The sequence below is a fragment of the Streptomyces sp. NPDC045778 genome (assembly GCF_056431945.1).
In genome coordinates, this window is sequence record NZ_JBWKJZ010000027.1 from 46,914 (window position 1) to 63,595 (window position 16,682).

The following is a 16,682-nucleotide window of genomic DNA, read 5'->3' on the forward strand; positions in this document are numbered from 1 at the left end:
CATGGTCGAGTTGGGCCTGCGTCTGGTCAGCAGCTCGGAACCTTCCCGCCCTTCCCCAGGGCCCGCAGCGCGTCGACCGTACCGGACAGCGTGGTGACCGGGACCAGCTGAAGCCCCTTCGGCTTCTCCGCCTCGGCGTCCGAGCACTCGGCCTTCGGCACGAGGAAGACGGTGGCGCCGTCTCGGGCCGCGGCCTGTGTCTTCAGGGAGACGCCGCCGACGGCGCCGACCTTGCCGTCCGCCTTGATCGTGCCCGTCCCGGCGATGGTGCGGCCGCCGGTGAGGTCGCCGCCGCTGCCGTTCCCGTCCAGCTTGTCGATGACGCCGAGCGCGAGGAAGAGCCCGGCGCTCGGCCCGCCGATCTTCCCCAGGTCGGCGTTGACCTTGACCTTGTCGGTGCCGTCCACGCCGGCGGCCCGCAGATAGCGCACCGCGGCCCTGGTGGCGTCGTCCTGCGACTCCCGCATGTCGCCGAGGTTGCGCTTCTCGACCACCTTCTCGTCGTCGCCGTCCGGGTAGACCGAGTCCTTGGGCATCACGGCCCGGTCCGTACGGAACCAGCCGTCGATCACGTCACCGAGGCGCACGGTCATCCGCGGCCCCGTCGCCACGATCGTCGTCATCCGCAGCTGCCCCTCGGTCTTCCGCGTGGGCAGCCCCGACACGGTGAGCACCGGCTTGCCCTCGTACTCCCCCAGCACGTCGGCGGTGCCGCCCGGCTGGGCGACGGCGAAGGGCAACGGCGCGAACGCGGTGACGCCCAGCAGCGCGACCACGGGCAGCGCGCAGAGGGCCAGGGCCTGAGGGCGGCTCAATCGAGCGAGACGAGACAGCACGTGTCCCAATCTACGCGAGGTGACAATCAAGCCCGTCCGGCGCTTGAGGACGAGCCAGGCCGGAGGCCGCGATCAACGGTGCGCCCGCGCGGCCTCAGCGCAGGGCCTCGGCGACCTCACGGGCCGCGTCCACCACCCGCGGGCCCACCCGCTCGGGCACCGAGTCCGCGAGCATGACCACGCCCACGCTGCCTTCCAGGCCGGTCACCCCCACCAGGGGCGCCGCCGCGCCGCTGGCCCCGGCCTCCAGCTCGCCGTGCGTGAGCGCGTACCCGGGGTCGGTGATGTGGCCCTGGCGCGCGGCGAGGATGGCCTTGCCCGCAGCGCCCCGGTCCAGGGGGTGGCGGAAGCCGGTCCGGTAGGCCACGTGGTAGTCGGTCCAGGTCGGCTCGACCACGGCGACGGCGAGCGCCTCCGTGCCGTCGACCAGGGTCAGGTGGGCCGTCGCCCCTATGTCCTCCGCGAGGGAGCGGAGCGCGGGCAGGGCGGCTTCGCGCACCAGCGGGTGCACCTGGCGGCCGAGCCGCAGGACGCCGAGGCCCACCCGGGCGCGGCCGCCCAAGTCCCGGCGTACGAGCGCGTGTTGTTCGAGCGTCGCGAGGAGGCGGTAGACGACGGTCCGGTTCACCCCGAGCTTGTTGGACAGCTCGGTGACGGTCAGGCCGTGGTCGGTGTCGGCGAGCAGCTTGAGGACGCGCAGTCCTCTGTCGAGCGTCTGAGATGTCTCCGCGGTCACGACGCCCACTCCTTAGTCGTGAGGGTCGACGGCCCCCTCTGCGGCGGGCACCGGCTGCGCTCCGGGGCGGCGCTGCCACGGGGCGTTGTGTAGCGGGGACAGTAGCGAGGGCGTCCCGCTCAGCGGAAGACTCCGTCCAGAATCCGGTCAAGGGGACGGAAAGACGGTCCGGATCACCCCGGTATGCACCCTGGTATGTGTACGCGGAACGCACAATGTCTGCACGCACTGCGCACGTTTCTCGACCGTTCGGTGACCACAGGGGCGCCCCGAAGGGGCGCGGGAACTGCGCGAGCAACCCCCGACGGCCCGCGGACAAGGGCGCCAGAGCTAGCGCATACGCGTGGCCCACTCCTGCACCTTGGCGATGCGCTGCCGAAGCTGCCCCGCGGTGGCCTCCGCAGACGGCGGCCCCCCGCACACCCGCCGCAGCTCGGTGTGGATCACCCCGTGCGGCTTCCCGCTCTGGTGGACGTACGCGCCGACCATCGTGTTGAGCTGCTTGCGCAGTTCGAGCAGTTCCTTGTGCGAGACCACGGGCCGCCGCTCAGCGGGCAGCTCCAGGAGGTCGGCCTCCTCGGCGGGCTTCTTCTTGCTGTGCGCTATCTGCCGGGCCTGCCGCTTCTGGAGCAGGAGCTGCACCTGGTCGGGCTCCAGGAGGCCCGGGATGCCGAGGTAGTCCTGCTCCTCCTCGCTGCCGGGGTGGGCCTGCATGCCGAACTCGGCGCCGTCGTAGAGCACCCGGTCGAAGACGGCCTCGGACTCCAGGGCCTCGAAGGAGAACTGCTCCTGCTCTCCTGTGTCCTCGTCCTGCTGCTTGTTCGCCTCGTCCATCTCCTGTTCGGACTCGGCGTACGGGTCCTCCTCGCCCTGCTTCTTCGGCTTGTCGAGGACGTGGTCGCGCTCGACCTCCATCTCGTTGGCGAAGCCGAGCAGGTCGGGGACCGTGGGCAGGAAGACGGACGCGGTCTCGCCGCGCCGCCGGGAACGCACGAAGCGGCCCACGGCCTGGGCGAAGAACAGCGGGGTCGAGATCGTCGTCGCGTACACGCCGACCGCGAGGCGCGGCACGTCGACGCCCTCGGACACCATGCGGACGGCGACCATCCAGCGGTCGTCGCTGTGACTGAAGTCGTCGATGCGCTGCGAGGCCCCGGTGTCGTCGGAGAGCACGAGGGTGGCCTTGGTCCCGGTGATCTCCCGGATGAGCTTGGCGTACGCGCGTGCCGATTCCTGGTCGGAGGCGATCACCAGGGCGCCCGCGTCCGGAATGGCCTTGCGCACCTCGCTCAGGCGCCGGTCGGCGGCCTTGAGGACGTTCGGCATCCAGTCGCCGCGCGGGTCGAGGGCGGTGCGCCAGGCCTGCGAGACGGCGTCCTTGGTCATCGGCTCGCCGAGCCGGGCGGCGATCTCGTCACCTGCCTTGGTGCGCCAGCGCATGTTGCCGCTGTAGGAGAGGAAGATGACCGGCCGCACGACGCCGTCGCCGAGGGCGCTGCCGTAGCCGTACGTGTAGTCGGCCGATGAGCGGCGGATGCCGTCGTTCCCCTCCTCGTACGTCACGAAGGGGATGGGGTTGGTGTCGGAGCGGAAGGGCGTGCCGGTGAGCGCCAGGCGCCGGGTTGCGGGCTCGAAGGCCTCCAGGCAGGCCTCGCCCCAGGACTTGGAGTCACCGGCGTGGTGGATCTCGTCGAGGATGACCAGGGTCTTGCGCTGCTCCGAGCGGTTGCGGTGCAGCATGGGCCGCACGCCGACGCCCGCGTACGTCACGGCGACGCCGTGGTACTCCCTGCTCAGCGGGCCCGCGCTGTACTCCGGGTCCAGCTTGATGCCTATCCGCGCCGCGGCCTCCGCCCACTGCTTCTTCAGGTGCTCGGTGGGGGCGACGACGGTGACCTGCTGCACGACGTGGTGGTGGAGCAGCCAGGACGCGAGCGTCAGCGCGAACGTCGTCTTGCCGGCGCCGGGGGTGGCGACGGCCAGGAAGTCGCGCGGCTGCTCCTGGATGTACTTCTCCATCGCCCCCTGCTGCCAGGCACGCAGCTTGCTGGCGGTACCCCAGGGAGCACGCCCCGGGAAGGCGGGCGACAGGTGGTGGTTGGAGGCGGCGGTGGTAGTCACGGTCTCCGTTTTTGACGCTGGGGGTACGTACGACAACCGGGCCACCCTACCGGTGGGATGACCGCACCCCGGGGCTGACGCTCGGGTCTGCCCCGGGGTGCGACGTGGTTCACACCGGTCCGCCGGGTGCCTCTCAGGCCGTCTTCGCAGGTCCCCGCAGGCGTGTGCCCAGCCAGGCCCCGGCGAGGGCGACCGCCGCCATCGGCAGGAACACCGCGGTGAAGGCGCCCGGGTGCGAGCCCGCGGCTCCGGCGTCCGAGCCGTGGGCGCCGATCGCGCCGCCGCCGAGCGCGGCGAAGGCGGCACCGCCCGCGGCGAGCAGGAGGGCGTTGGACAGGCCGTCGGATATCTGGAGCGACGCGGAGTTCGACCCCGCGTCCTCCGGCGGCGACAGGCGCAGGAGCAGCACGCTGGTCGAGGCGATGACCATGCCCATGCCGAGGCAGCCGATGCCCCAGGCGACCGCCACGGTCCACACCGGGACGGCGTCGATCAGCACGCTGGGCGCGGTGGCGATGGCGAGGGCGACGAGCACCATCCCGACGGCCACCAGCTTCTCCCGGTGCGCCTCCATGCGCGGCCGCGACTGCACGTACGAGCCGAGGGCCCAGGTCGCGCCGCCCGCCGCGAGCGAGAGGCCCGCGAGCGTCGGCGACAGGCCGCGCTCACTGACCAGCATCAGCGGCACGAACGACTCCGCGGCGACGAAGGACCCGGCGGCCACCCCCCGCAGCAGCACCACGGAGGGCAGGCCGCGCGCGGCCCGGTAGGTGCCGCGCGGCAGCAGGCCGAGCACGGACGGGACCAGGACGGCCGCGCCGAGCACCGCGGGCAGCAGCGACAGCCAGCGCAGGTCCTGCCCCGCGTACTGGAGCAGCCCTGCGCCGAGCGAGATGCCGAGCGCGAGCCGGACGCGGCGGCGGTCCAGGGGCTCCGCGGGGGCCTCGGGGTCCAGCGGGCCCGAGGCGTCGCGGCGTATCGCCGGCAGCGCGAGCGCGAGGGGCGCGGCGACCAGGACCGGCACGCCGATGAACACCCACCGCCAGCCCAGGTGCTCCGTCACCGTGCCCGACACCAGCGGGCCGACCACGGACGGCACCACCCAGGCGGCGGCGAACGCCGCCATGATCGCCGGACGGAGGCGCTCCGGATACACCCGGCTCACCACCACGTACAGCGACACGATGACGAGGCCGCCGCCGAAGCCCTGCACGGCCCTGCCCAGGATGAACTGCCACATCGCGCCCGCCGTCCCGGACAGCAGGAGGCCCGCCACGAACGCCGACATGCCCGCCGTCAGCGGGCCGAGCGGTCCCCGCCGGTCCCCCCACTGCCCGGAGAGCACCATCCCGAACAGGCTCGTCGTGAAGTACGCCGAGAACCCGAACGCGTACAGCGACACCCCGTCCAGCTCCCGGGCCGCCACCGGCATCGCCGTGCCGACGGCCGTCGCCTCGAACGCGATGAGCAGCACCACCGACACGATCCCGATACTCAGCGCCCGATACGGTTTCGCGAGCACACCGCCCTCGGTCGCCTCGTGCGGTGCCGCCTGCGGGGCGGCCGGTGCGGGGGCGACGTCGGTGTCGCCGGAGTCGTGGGTGGTCATGCCGGTCAGCGTAGAAGCGACCACTGACACGTGACGCCTGGCTTGAGGCGGGCCCTGCCTGGTCCCTTGGTCGTACGCCCCCGGCCCCTTCCACGGAGGTCGCGCTGCTGCTCTCTCCGCCTCCGGAACGGGGGCCGGCGGCTCCGCCGGGGGTCAGCGCGCCGGGCTCACAGCACCTTCGCGCTCTCCAGGACCGCGTCCGCCGTCTCCTGCTCCTCGCCCGCGCCCGGCTTCACCACGCCCATCAGGAACACCGACCGTGCGGCATCCGCCTTGATCACCGTCAGGCGCAGCCGGCTCTCACCGCCCTCACCTCCCTTCATCACGAGCACGACGGTGTGGGCGGGGTGCCCGCCGACCGTCCTCGCCTCGGACTCGGTCTGCTCCGCCGTCCCGTCCGGGTTGAAGAACTCCGCGTTGGACCGGGCGGCGCGCTCCGTCTGCGCCTTGAGGTCCGACTCGGTGACGGCGCCCCCGCGCCCGGTGACCACCATGCCGAACCGCTCGTCGTCACCACTCTCCTCCTTGCCCTCCGTCCCGCTCTCCGTCCGGATCGAGCTGGTGAAGGCGTCGACGAGGCCCCCCTTGTCCCGCTTCCAGCCCTCGGGGAGCCGGTACGACACCCCGGCCTTCAGGTCCGTCGCCCAGGGCCGCCCCGCCAGCGGATCGTCGTCCCCGCCCCTGTTCCACCACCACACCCCGAGCCCCGCCCCCAGCACGGCGACGACCACGGCCGCGACGACACCCCGCCGCCACGACCGCCCCGGCGGCCGCGCGGGGGCCGACGGCGCGTACGGAGGCGGAGGCGGCAGCGAGGGCTGCGCAGGCGGTGTCGTCATGCGCCCCAGTCTCATCAACGCGCCCGGCGCGGCCTTGAGTACGCGTACTCAGGTTCCGGACAGGTTTCCCTTGTGACCCCGCACACGAGCCGTGGCGTGCCGGTGAAGATCTTTCACGGTATCGTCACTTTTACCGCAGGATCTGCGGCCCGCGCGCCATACGGGTGAACGCACCGCAGGATCGGCGCCGTTCAAGAATGCACTATTTATCCGCAGTTGTCCGTAACGGTGCCCACCTCTCCGTGCCGATTACGATCTCGCGCCCACCCCCAGGTACTCATGGCTCCATTGGGAACGCCCGTGGACCAGAACTGGCGTTCCGCCACGTCTACTTGGGGGTTCACGCATGCCCGGAATCACTCGCCGCCAGGCCATCGGGGCCGCGAGCGCCGTCGCCGGAGCCGCCGTCGTCGGTGCCGGCGCCGCCCAGGGCTCCGCCGTCGCCGCAGGCCACGCCGCCGCAGCACCCGGCTCCTTCGACGAGGTCTACCTCGGCCGCCGCATCCAGGGCGGCCCCGCCGGAGGCCACGGCGGGCACCACGGCGGCGGCTACTCCGTCCGCATCGACGGCGACGAACTCCACATCATGCGCAACGCCGACGGCACCTGGATCAGCGTCATCAACCACTACGACCCGCAGGCCACCCCGCTCGCCCTCGCCCGCGCCGCGGTCGTCGACCTCCAGGGCGCCGCCCTCGTCCCGCTCGCCTCCTCCACCCGCTGATCCGGAGTCCCGCAGCCATGACCGTACGCAAGAACCAGGCCCAGCTCACCGCCGACGAGAAGCGCCGCTTCGTCAACGCGCTGCTCGCGCTGAAGCGCGACGGGCGCTACGACTCCTTCGTCTCGACCCACAACGACTTCATCATGAGCGACCGCGACGACAGCGACCGCGTCGGCCACCGCTCCCCCTCCTTCCTGCCCTGGCACCGCCGCTTCCTCATACAGTTCGAGCAGGCCCTCCAGTCCGTCGATCCCTCCGTCGCCCTCCCCTACTGGGACTGGACCACCGACCGCACCCCCGCCGCCTCCCTCTGGGCGCCCGACTTCCTCGGCGGCACCGGGCGCCCCCGCGACGGCCAGGTCACCGATGGTGCCTTCGCCTCCGCCGGCAACGGCTGGCGCATCAACGTCCGCGTCGACGGCCGCGACTTCCTCCGCCGCAGCCTCGGCTCCGGCGGCATCCAACTCCCCACCAAGGCCGAGGTCGACTCCGTCCTCGCGATGTCCACCTATGACGCCCCGCCGTGGAACAGCGCGTCCGACGGCTTCCGCAACCACCTGGAGGGCTGGCGCGGGGTGAACCTCCACAACCGCGTCCACGTCTGGGTCGGCGGCCACATGGCCACCGGGGCCTCCCCCAACGACCCCGTCTTCTGGCTCCACCACGCCTATGTGGACAAGCTGTGGGCCCAGTGGCAGTCCCGCCACCCCAACTCGCCCTACCTGCCCGCGGCGGGCACCCGCAACGTCGTCGACCTCCACGACACGATGCGCCCGTGGGGCGACGTGACCCCGGCGGACATGCTGGACCACACGCGGCACTACACGTATGACACGGCTGCGGCCTGAGGTCCAGCCTCCGGTGGGCGGGCAGTCCGCTGGTGTGGTCAAGGGGCTGCCCGACCGGGTCACCGAGGCACGGGCGGCGGCCCGCCGTGAGATCCGCTGAGATGTCATGCGTTCATGGTCACGCCGCGACCGCGCCCGCCACATCGGGGAAGTCCCCTACCCCGACCCGGAGTTCACCCGGAGACCCTCCCGCCCCGCCTTCTCCGGGCTCGCCCCGGGCGTCCACGGCCTCCCCGGGTTCATGAACGCCGTATGGCAGTCCCGTTGCGACCCGGGCCGCGACCTTGAGGGAGGCCGCGGCCCCGCCTACGGTCGAGGACAAGAGAGCACAGCCTGGCCGTGTGCCCGAGTGGTTTAGGGATTCGCCTGCAAAGCGAAGCACACCGGTTCGATTCCGGTCACGGCCTCCAGGACCGAGCGGGCGGCGCCTACAGGGCGCTGCCCGCCTTCCACTGGTCCCACGGCACGTTCCAGTCGCCGTACCCGTTCCCCGCGGCCACCGTCTCCGTGGAGCCGGTGACGCGGATGACGTCCCCGGGGATCACCTCTTCGTAGAAGCGCCGTGCCGTGCCGTCCGTGGCCAGACCTATGCAGCCGTGGGTCACGTTGGTGTTCCCCGCGTACGTGTTGGCCTTCGGGTTCTGGTGCAGATACGTCCCCGACGTCGTCAGGTGCACCGCGTAGTCGTAGTAGCCCTTGTACGCGTCTCCGTAGCCGACGGTCCGGGAGTCCATGAAGACGCGGCGCTGCTTGTCGGAGACGACCATGGTGCCGTTCCAGGTGTCCATCCCTGGGGCGCCCGCCGTGATGGGGACACGGCGCGTCGCACCGGCCTTCACGACGGTCATGGTGTGGCGGCGCACGTCGACCGTGGCCACCAGTGAGCGGCCCACCGTGACCGTCCTGTCGATGGTTCTGCCCGCCCGGAGGGTGATTTTCGTGCCGGGCTTCCAGTACGTCTCGGGGCGGTAGTCGATCCGCTGCCCCTCGTGCAGGTTGCGGTCCTTGACCCAGCTCCAGGAGCCGGTCGTGCCGTTGTCGGTGGTCACCTTCAGGCGCTTCTCCACAGCGGCCCGCTCGGCCGCCGGGACAGGGCGGGCGAACGTCACCGACACGGGCATGCCGACGCCGACCGTCTGCCCGTCGAAGAGGTTGACCTTGGCGCCCTCCCGCAGCGCCTCCGGCAGCGGCTTCGCGCGCGGGGACGGCTTGGCGGCCGGGGCCGCGGCGGCGGGCTTGTCGCCCCCGCCGCCGTTCGCGCCGCCCGCCTCGCCCTCGCCGCCGCCGGCCCCGCAGCCCGCGAGCAGCAGCGCGCCGAGCGCCGCGGCGGCCGACCTGCTCCCCCAGATGCGGGCGTTGCCTCTGATGCCGCGCTGTCCCCTGCTCTCCTTGCTTCCCTTGTTTCCCTTGCTTCCCTTGTTTTCCCTGGTCAACAGAGCCCCCCTGTGTGGTGTGCTTCGATGTACGCGACCTGTACGCATGCCAGGGGTCACCGGGTTGCATGCCGTGCGAGAAACTTTTCGGGACCCTCGGGGGCGGCATGACGGAGGACGAGTTCGACGCGTTCTACGCGTCGGCGTTCCCGCGCGTCGTCGGCCAGGTGTACGCCTTCACCGGGGACCACGGACAGGCCCAGGACGTCGTCCAGGAGGCGTTCGTCCGCGCCTGGGACCGGCGGCGCGACTTCCTCGCCACCCAGGCACCGGAGGCGTGGATCCGTACGGTCGCCATGCGCCTGGCCATCAGCCACTGGCGGCGGGCCCGGCGCTGGCTCGACCTCGTGCGCCGCACCCCGCCTGCCGAGCACGCGCCGGGCCCCGGCCCCGACCACCTCGCCCTCGTGCAGGCGCTGCGGCAGCTTCCCGAGGCGCAGCGCCTCGCGATCGTGCTGCACCACCTGTGCGACCTCAGCGTGGAGCAGGTGGCCGCGGAGACCGGAGCCCCCACGGGGACGGTCAAGGCCCGCCTGGCACGCGGCCGCGCGGCGCTCGCCCGGCTCCTCTCGGCGAGCGGGAACGAGGCCCTCGGCGGGCCCGGCGAGAAGGAGACCGGCCGTGTCCGATGACCTGCACCGCGAGCCGTCCGCCGACGCCCCGGCCCCGGAGCTGTCCGCCTCCCTGCGCGCGCTCGCCGGGAGCGGCGCGGTGCCAGCCCCCATGGCCGGTGCCCAGGTCAGGCGCCGCGCCGTGGCCCGGCGCCGACGCCGGCGCGCCGCGCTCGCGGGGGGCGCCGCCGTCGCCGTGGCCGCCCTCGCGTTCGGCGTCACCAGTGCCCTCGGCGGCGGCTCCGACGCCCGGCCCGCGCCGCCCGCGGCCCCCGGCACGCGCTCCGCAGCGCCGCCCGCCGCGACCGTCGACCTCGGCTCGCGCACGCTGGCCCTGGACGGGCGGCGCGTGCCCGTCTCCTCCGGGAGCGCCTCCCACCCGACGCGGACCGGCCGCATGACGGTCGTCGCCAAGTACCGCACCAAGCGGCTCGCCAGTGAGACGGTGGGGCTCGGGAGCGCGTACGACGTGTCGCTGCCGTGGGTCGTCGAACTGCGGGGGCCCGACGGGCGCAGCAACTTCATCGTCGCGATGACGTACGCGGAGGACGCGCCGGGCAAGCGGGCCACCACACGGGGATGGATCGGGCTCCGCTCCGCCGACGCGAAGTGGGTGTACGGACGGCTGTCACCGGGCGCGGTGGTGACGGTGCGAGGCCAGGCCCCGCGGGCCGGGGACGGACCGGAGCAGGGGAACGGACCGGAGCAGGGGGACGCACACGAGTGAGGGCGGCTCCAACCGGAGCCGCCCCTTGTGCGTCTCAGAGCGTGAGGCCGTCAGCCCCAGCCGGTGTCGTTGTCATCCCCCATGACGTCTCTCCCCCGTAGTGAGTCGGATCGTGCGGTGAGTGGTTCGGGACTCCTACGATGGTGCCTCGTGACTCGCCCGATTTAAAAGGGATTTATGGGGTCATGAGGAGCCTGGGACGACCTCGCGACCGTACGGGCGCCGGTACGAGACATTCCGCGCTCAGGTCACCGCCGCGTCGTCCAGGCGCGCGAGGATCTCCGCCACCGTCTGGTCCACCGTCAACTCGGAGCTGTCCAGCCACAGTCCGATGCGCGGGGTCTCGGCGCGCAGACCGGCGTCGAGGGCCTCGACGGTCCACTCGCCGTAGCCGGTCTTGGCGCGGGCGGCCTCGCGGGCGGCGACCGCTCCGGGGCGCGGGGCGAGGACGACGACGTACAGGGGGCGGGTCCGCACCAGGTCGACGTAGCGCTTCAGCTCGGGGCCGAGGACGACGTCCTGGACGATCGCGGTGAAGCCCGCGGCGGCGTACGCGTCGGCCGTCGACGCCGACAGGCCGTAGCGGAGCCGGAGTTGAGCCTCGGCCTCGCCGCCGGCCCCGGGCTCGTACTCCTCGCGCCCCGAGACGATCATGCGGCGGAACACATCGCCCCGGACGTGCGCCGCGCGCGGCAGCCGCTCCGCGAGGGCCTGCGCGACCGTGGACTTGCCCGCCGCCATGATGCCGGTGATGAGGATGACGCCCTCGACGCCGTCACCCGCGGTACCCGTGTGTGCGTTCACGCGCGCGAACGTATCGCACGGACGGGCCCGGGTTCCCCTCCTTTTTCGGTGGGTGGAACGCGGCTCAGGCCAGCTCCGCCCCCACGGCGGCCTGCGGCCGGATCGGCAGCCGGTTCACGGGGCGGCCCGTCGCCGCCCGCACCGCGGACGCGATCGCCGCGGGGGTCGTGACGACCGGCACCGCGCTGGCCGCCTTCGCGCCGAACGGGGCGACGACGTCGCGCTCCTCGACGAGCTTGACGATGCGGATGTCCGGCGCGTCCAGGGCCGTCGGCAGGGCGTAGCCCGTCAGGTCGGGGTGGCGGACGATGCCGCGCGGGGTGCGGAGGTTCTCCGTCAGCGCCGCGCCGAGGCCCTGGGTGACGCCCGCCTCGATGCGGACCCGCAGCTGCGCGGGGTTGAGGACGCGGCCGACGTCCTGGGCGACCGCCAGCTCCACGACCCGGACCGAGCCGAGTTCGATGTCCACGTCCACGACCGCGCGGATCGCGCAGAAGACCATGCCCACGAAGGCGTCGCCCTGCCCGTCGGCGTCGAGCGGCTCGGTCGGGTGCGGGCGGCACTGGGCCGTGGCCCACAGCTCCTTGCCGTCCATCGCCTCCTCCACGGTCGTGGAGAGGACGCCGTCGTACGAGGTGATCTTGCCGTCGGCGATCTGGAGCAGCTCGGTGGACATGCCGAACTTGTGGGCCAGGGGCTGGAGGAGCTGGGTGCGGACCATCTTCGCGGCCCGCTCCACCGCGCCGCCCGACACCCAGGTGTGGCGGCCGTGGCAGCTCGGGCCCGCGGGGGGCTGGTCGGTGTCCACGGGGGCCACGCGCACGTCGTCGACGCCGAGCGTCTCCTGGACGATCTGGCGGGCGAGCGTCGCGAAGCCCTGGCCGGTCTCGACGGCCGCGCAGATGACCGTCGCCACGCCGTCGTGGACCTTCACGGTGGCGGTGGAGACCTCGTCGGTGCCCTCCGCGCCGAGGAGCTGGACCATGCCGAGGCCGTAGCCGACGCCGCGCCGCACGGCGGACGGTTCGCCCGCGCCCTCGGGGCCCCCGGGCAGCAGCCACTCGTCCTGCGGGGTGTCCTTCGGCAGCTCGGGCAGCGGGAAGTCGCGTACGGCGGTCAGGAGTTCGGCCGTGGGGGCCGGGCACGTCACGGTCTGTCCCGTGGGCAGGACGTCACCGGTCGCCATCGCGTTGCGCAGGCGCACCTCGGCCGGGTCGACGCCCAGCTTCTTGGCGAGCTTGTCCATCTGCGCCTCGTACGCCGCGCAGACCTGGAAGGCGCCCTCGCCGCGCACGTGGCCGGAGGGCGGGTTGTTCGTGCGCACCACCCAGCCCTCGATGAAGGCGTTCGGCACGACGTACGGGCCGCAGGCGAAGGACACCGCGGCGGCGAGCACCTGCGGCGAGGTGTCCGCGTACGCGCCCCCGTCGAGCAGGATCTGCGCCTCCACCTTCACCAGCTTGCCCTCCGCGTCCGCGTGGTGGCGGTAGCGCAGGAGCGTGGGGTGGCGGTGGGCGTGGCCGAGGAAGGACTCCTCGCGCGTCGCGGTGATCTTGACCGGGCAGCCCGTCCGCAGCGCGAGCAGGCCGAGCGGCAGCTGGAAGCCCGGGTCCTCGCGGTCGGCGGTGGCCCCCGGCACGCCCGTGACGACGACCTTCACCAGGTCCGGCGTGAGGCCGTACACGGCGGCGGCCCGGTCCCGGTCGCCGTGCGGGTCGGTCGAGGCGACGTACAGCTCGACGCCGCCGTCCGGGCGCGGCACCGCGAGGCCCGCCTCCGCGCCGATCGGCGCCGGGTCCTGGCGGCCGATGCGGTACAGGCCCTCGACGACGACCTCGCCGGTCGCCTCCGGGTCGCCGTGGCGCAGCGGGATGTGCCGGATCAGATTGCCGTCCGGGTGCAGCGGCGGCGCCTCGAAGGCCTTCTCCGGGTCGGTGACCGGGTCGAGCACCTCGTACTCGACGATGATCGCGGCGGCGGCCATCCGGGCGGTGTCCGGGTGGTCGGCGGCGACGGCGGCGATGGGCTCGCCGTGGTGGCGCACGACGTCGGAGGCGAAGACCGGCCGGTCGGCGGTACCGCGGCCGTGCAGGGCCGCGCCCGGCACGTCCTCGTGCGTGACGACCGCGCGGACGCCCGGCAGCTCGCGCGCGTGGGTGGTGTCGATGGACACCACGCGCGCGTGCGCGTGCGGGGAGCGCAGGACGGCCGCCCACAGCAGGCCCTCCGCCCACAGGTCGGAGGCGTAGGGGAAGGTGCCCTCGGTCTTGGCCCTGATGTCCGCCGACGGCAGCGAGGAGCCGATGCCGTGCGGCAGTTGCTCGGCCCCCCCGGGGGAGGTGACGGCCTCGTTGGTCACGCCGGTCACGCCTGGTCTCCGTCCTGCCCGTACGGTCCCGCCTGGTGCGGGATGCGCGTCTGCCCGGGGGCCTGCTCGTCCTGCTCCTGCTCGGCGGCGCCCTTGGCCGCGCGCTCGGCGACGACGTCGCGCACCGCGTCGAGCACGCCGCGGTAGCCCGAGCAGCGGCACAGGTTGCCGCACAGGGCGCGGCGGGTCTCCAGGTCGCTGGGCGCGGGGTTGCCCTCCAGGAGGTCGTGCAACGTCATGGCCATGCCCGGGACGCAGAAGCCGCACTGCACGGCGCCGCAGTTGGCGAGGGCCCGCTGGACGTCGGAGGGCTGTCCGTCGGCGGCGAGGCCCTCGACGGTGCGCACCTCGCTGCCCGCCGTGGTGGCGGCGGGCACCAGGCAGGAGGCCACGAGCCGGCCGTCCACCTGGACGTTGCAGGCGCCGCACTCGCCCTGCGAGCAGCCGTCCTTGGCGCCCGCGAGGCCGAGTCGCTCGCGCAGCACGTACAGGAGCGACTCGCCGATCCAGGCGTCGGTGACGGGCCGGTCGGCGCCGTTGACGCGCAGGACGTAGGAGACGAGGGGGTGTTCGTCGTGGACGGGCTGGGGCTCGGGCGCGGGCTCCGCCTCGGCGGCCTCTCCGGTCTCGGCGGCCTCAGCGGCCTCAGCGACCTCGGTGGCCGCCACGGCCTCCACCGCCGCTACGGCTGTCCCGGTCGCCGTCTCCTGGGCGTCGACGGCCGCCTCGGCCTCGACCGGAGGGGTCAATTCCAGTTCAGGGGCGGGGGGCTCCGCCGCGACCTCCCCGGCCTCGGGCTCCGGCTCCGGCTCCGGTCCGGCCTCCGGCGCTTCGACCGGCTCCTCCGGGGCGACGACCGGCCCCTCCTCGACGGCGGGCTCCACCGGGGCCGGGGCCTCCGGGAGTTCGACCGGGGCAGGGGCCTCGGCCGCCACGGGGGCGGGCTCCGGCTCGGGCTCCGGCAGGGCGAGCGGCTCAGGGGCGGCCGGCGGCCCGGGCTCGGGCTCAAGCTCGGGGCCAGGCTCCGGCTCGGCCTCCGGCCCGGCGGCCACCGGCTCCGGGGCGACCAGCGGCTGCGGCTCCGCCTCCTCCTCCGGCACCCCTCCCCTCGGCCCGAGCGAACCGTCCGGACGCCGCTCGACGACGAACAGCTTGGCCGTCCGCTCGAAGGGGGTCTCCTCGACGGCGGGCGGCTCCCCGGGGGGCTGCTGCTCAGGGGAGGGCTGCTCCACCGGCGGCTGCTCGGCGAAGGGCTGCTCGGCGAAAGGCTGCTCACCGTAGGGCTGCTCCGCAAAGGGCTGCTCGGCGAAGGCGTCCGGCGCCTGCGGAGCCATCGGTTCCGGCATCGCCGCGAGCGCCGAGGCCCAGGGTGCCGGAGCCCCCCCGGGCAGCGTCGCGGGTGGCGTACCGCCCCACTGCTGCGCGAGCGACGACGTGGTGAACTCGCCCGATTCGTCCGGGAGGTCCCCATCCGCGACGGGGATGGACCACTGCCCGGTCACATCGTGGGCAGCGGGCGCGTGCGCGTGCGCGTGCCCCGGCGCGGGCTGCTCCGGCGGCACCGCGTCCGGGAAGGTCCACTGACCGGTGGCCCGCGGGTCGTAGGCGTCCTGGACGTGCTGAGCGTGCTGGACGTGCTGCTCGTACGGTCCGTGCGGCTCGTGCGGCTCGTGCGGCCCGTCGTACGGCCCGTGCGGCTCGTCGTACGCCTCGTGGCCCCCGGGTCCGGGCCGCGCGGCGGGGTCCGGCCAGCTCGCGGCCGGGGCCTCGCCGGTCGCGGGCGCGATGCCGGTGATCTCCGGGGGCAGCACCCACACGCCCGTGGCGGCGGGGTCGGTGGCGTCGGCGGCCGTCGGCGCGACCGTTATCTGCGGCGGCACATAGCCGTGCCCGGGGGCGGCGAGCGGCGTGCTCACCGCGTCGACAGCGCCCTCCGGGAGCTGCACGAACGCCGTGGCGTCGGCGTCGTACTCGCCCTGCGGGTGCGGCTGCCAGCCCCCACCCGTCCCGTTCCTCTGAGCGTCGGTCACGACAGCGCCCTCCCCAGTGCTCGTCGGGCCAGCGCGGCGACGGTGCGCCGCAGATGCAGTACGGCGGGCGGATGCGGCCGCTCGCCGCCGTCCTCGGCGGGCGGCTGGTCCGGGATGCACGCCGCCGCCACGTAGTCACCGAACGCCGCCAGGGCCTCCGGTACGAGCCCGCGCTCGCCGTCCCAGTCGATGAGCCCGGCCACCCACTGCTCCGCCTCCAGGGGGCGCAGGGGCATGGGCGCGATCGCCCCCACCGCGCATCGCACGCCCCGGCGCGCGGGGTCGAGGACCAGCGCGACGGACGCGATGGCGCGGCCCGGACCCGTACGCCCCGTGGCCTTCAGGAAGACCTGGGGGGCGTGCAGGAGCGGTACGCGGACAAATCCGATGAGTTCGCCAGGGCGCAGCATCTCCATGCCCGTGAGCAGGTGCGAGACCGGGACCTCGCGGCGGGAGCCGCCGGGGCCCACGATGATCAACACGGCTTCGAGCGCGGCGAGTACGGGCAGCGCGTCACCGGTCGGCGCGGCGGAGGCGATGTTGCCGCCGAGGGTGCCCGCGTTGCGGATCTGGGGCGGTCCCGCGGCGCGCGCGGCCGCGGCGAGCGCCGGGATGAGCGCCGCGAAGTCCGGGCGTCCCATGCGCGCGTGCGTGAGCCCGGCGCCGAGCAGGGCGTGCCCGTCCTGGTACTGCCAGCCGCGGATCTCGCTGATGCGGCCGAGGCCGACGAGCGCGGCGGGGCGCAGCAGGCCGGCGTTGACCGACGACATCAGGTCCGTGCCGCCCGCGACGGGCACGGCTGCGGGCACGGCGGTGAGCGCCGCGACGGCCTCGTCGAGCGTGGCGGGCAGCGACACAGACTGCGCCCCCTGCGCCGCCCGCGGTGCGTGCGTGGTCAAAACCGGCTGCCCCTTCCCGATGGCCCGGCCACTTGCGTGCCGCGCTCACCGTTACGCCTGTTCCGCCGTACGGTACGTGCTCACAACCCGGACGTGG

At 73.8% G+C, this 16,682-nt stretch carries 14 protein-coding genes and 1 tRNA gene; 5 read left to right on the forward strand and 10 right to left on the reverse strand.

From position 1 onward, the window contains the following. Positions 1-26: 26 nt before the first annotated feature. From AC07GB_RS29250 to AC07GB_RS29270, 5 genes are all read right to left on the reverse strand, one after another. Positions 27-836, reverse strand: a complete 810-nt coding sequence (locus AC07GB_RS29250; protein ID WP_478850606.1) for a S16 family serine protease — start codon at positions 834-836, stop codon at positions 27-29. Positions 837-930: 94 nt separating this feature from the next. Further along, positions 931-1,572 (reverse strand): IclR family transcriptional regulator, encoded by a 642-nt coding sequence (locus AC07GB_RS29255; RefSeq protein WP_030680755.1) that lies wholly within the window; start codon positions 1,570-1,572, stop codon positions 931-933. Between the two features lie 330 nt (positions 1,573-1,902). Beyond that, positions 1,903-3,693: a DEAD/DEAH box helicase gene (locus AC07GB_RS29260; RefSeq protein ID WP_478850608.1), complete on the reverse strand. Its 1,791-nt coding sequence runs from the start codon at positions 3,691-3,693 to the stop codon at positions 1,903-1,905. 133 nt (positions 3,694-3,826) lie between these two features. Next, complete coding sequence (locus tag AC07GB_RS29265) at positions 3,827-5,302, reverse strand: MFS transporter (RefSeq protein ID WP_478850610.1); 1,476 nt, start codon at positions 5,300-5,302, stop codon at positions 3,827-3,829. Positions 5,303-5,469: 167 nt separating this feature from the next. Then, complete coding sequence (locus AC07GB_RS29270) at positions 5,470-6,141, reverse strand: hypothetical protein (protein ID WP_478850612.1); 672 nt, start codon at positions 6,139-6,141, stop codon at positions 5,470-5,472. Positions 6,142-6,487: 346 nt separating this feature from the next. Here AC07GB_RS29270 and melC1 point away from each other — a divergent pair, with 346 nt between their 5' ends. The 3 genes from melC1 (at position 6,488) to AC07GB_RS29285 (ending at position 8,123) form a co-directional block, all read left to right on the forward strand. Then, positions 6,488-6,865: an apotyrosinase chaperone MelC1 gene (gene melC1, locus AC07GB_RS29275; protein WP_478850614.1), complete on the forward strand. Its 378-nt coding sequence runs from the start codon at positions 6,488-6,490 to the stop codon at positions 6,863-6,865. A gap of 17 nt (positions 6,866-6,882) precedes the next feature. Next, positions 6,883-7,713: a tyrosinase MelC2 gene (gene melC2, locus AC07GB_RS29280; protein WP_478850616.1), complete on the forward strand. Its 831-nt coding sequence runs from the start codon at positions 6,883-6,885 to the stop codon at positions 7,711-7,713. Between the two features lie 335 nt (positions 7,714-8,048). Continuing rightward, positions 8,049-8,123: transfer RNA gene (locus AC07GB_RS29285), tRNA-Cys, on the forward strand. 18 nt (positions 8,124-8,141) lie between these two features. Here AC07GB_RS29285 and AC07GB_RS29290 read toward each other — a convergent pair. Continuing rightward, a complete protein-coding gene (locus tag AC07GB_RS29290; RefSeq protein WP_478850618.1) occupies positions 8,142-9,146 on the reverse strand; it encodes a L,D-transpeptidase in 1,005 nt (334 codons plus the stop codon). Between the two features lie 107 nt (positions 9,147-9,253). On the opposite strand from AC07GB_RS29290, the gene AC07GB_RS29295 reads away from it, so the two are divergent. Next, a complete protein-coding gene (locus AC07GB_RS29295) occupies positions 9,254-9,778 on the forward strand; it encodes a SigE family RNA polymerase sigma factor (protein WP_478850620.1) in 525 nt (174 codons plus the stop codon). Further along, a complete protein-coding gene (locus tag AC07GB_RS29300; protein ID WP_478850622.1) occupies positions 9,768-10,484 on the forward strand; it encodes a L,D-transpeptidase in 717 nt (238 codons plus the stop codon). The genes AC07GB_RS29295 and AC07GB_RS29300 overlap by 11 nt, the downstream gene beginning before the upstream one ends. A 243-nt stretch (positions 10,485-10,727) precedes the next feature. Here AC07GB_RS29300 and AC07GB_RS29305 read toward each other — a convergent pair whose 3' ends face one another. The 4 genes from AC07GB_RS29305 to AC07GB_RS29320 all read right to left on the reverse strand — a co-directional run bounded on the left by AC07GB_RS29305 (position 10,728) and on the right by AC07GB_RS29320 (position 16,585). Then, a complete protein-coding gene (locus tag AC07GB_RS29305) occupies positions 10,728-11,288 on the reverse strand; it encodes an AAA family ATPase (protein ID WP_478850624.1) in 561 nt (186 codons plus the stop codon). 64 nt (positions 11,289-11,352) lie between these two features. Continuing rightward, on the reverse strand, positions 11,353-13,647 hold the full coding sequence (locus tag AC07GB_RS29310; protein WP_478850716.1) for a xanthine dehydrogenase family protein molybdopterin-binding subunit: 2,295 nt from the start codon (positions 13,645-13,647) through the stop codon (positions 11,353-11,355). Between the two features lie 5 nt (positions 13,648-13,652). After that, positions 13,653-15,686 (reverse strand): (2Fe-2S)-binding protein, encoded by a 2,034-nt coding sequence (locus AC07GB_RS29315; protein WP_478850626.1) that lies wholly within the window; start codon positions 15,684-15,686, stop codon positions 13,653-13,655. Next, positions 15,683-16,585 carry an FAD binding domain-containing protein gene (locus AC07GB_RS29320; protein WP_478850628.1) on the reverse strand — a complete coding sequence of 301 codons (903 nt, stop codon included), beginning with the start codon at positions 16,583-16,585 and terminating at the stop codon, positions 15,683-15,685. Before AC07GB_RS29320 ends, AC07GB_RS29315 begins: the two co-directional genes overlap by 4 nt. Positions 16,586-16,682 lie beyond the last annotated feature (97 nt).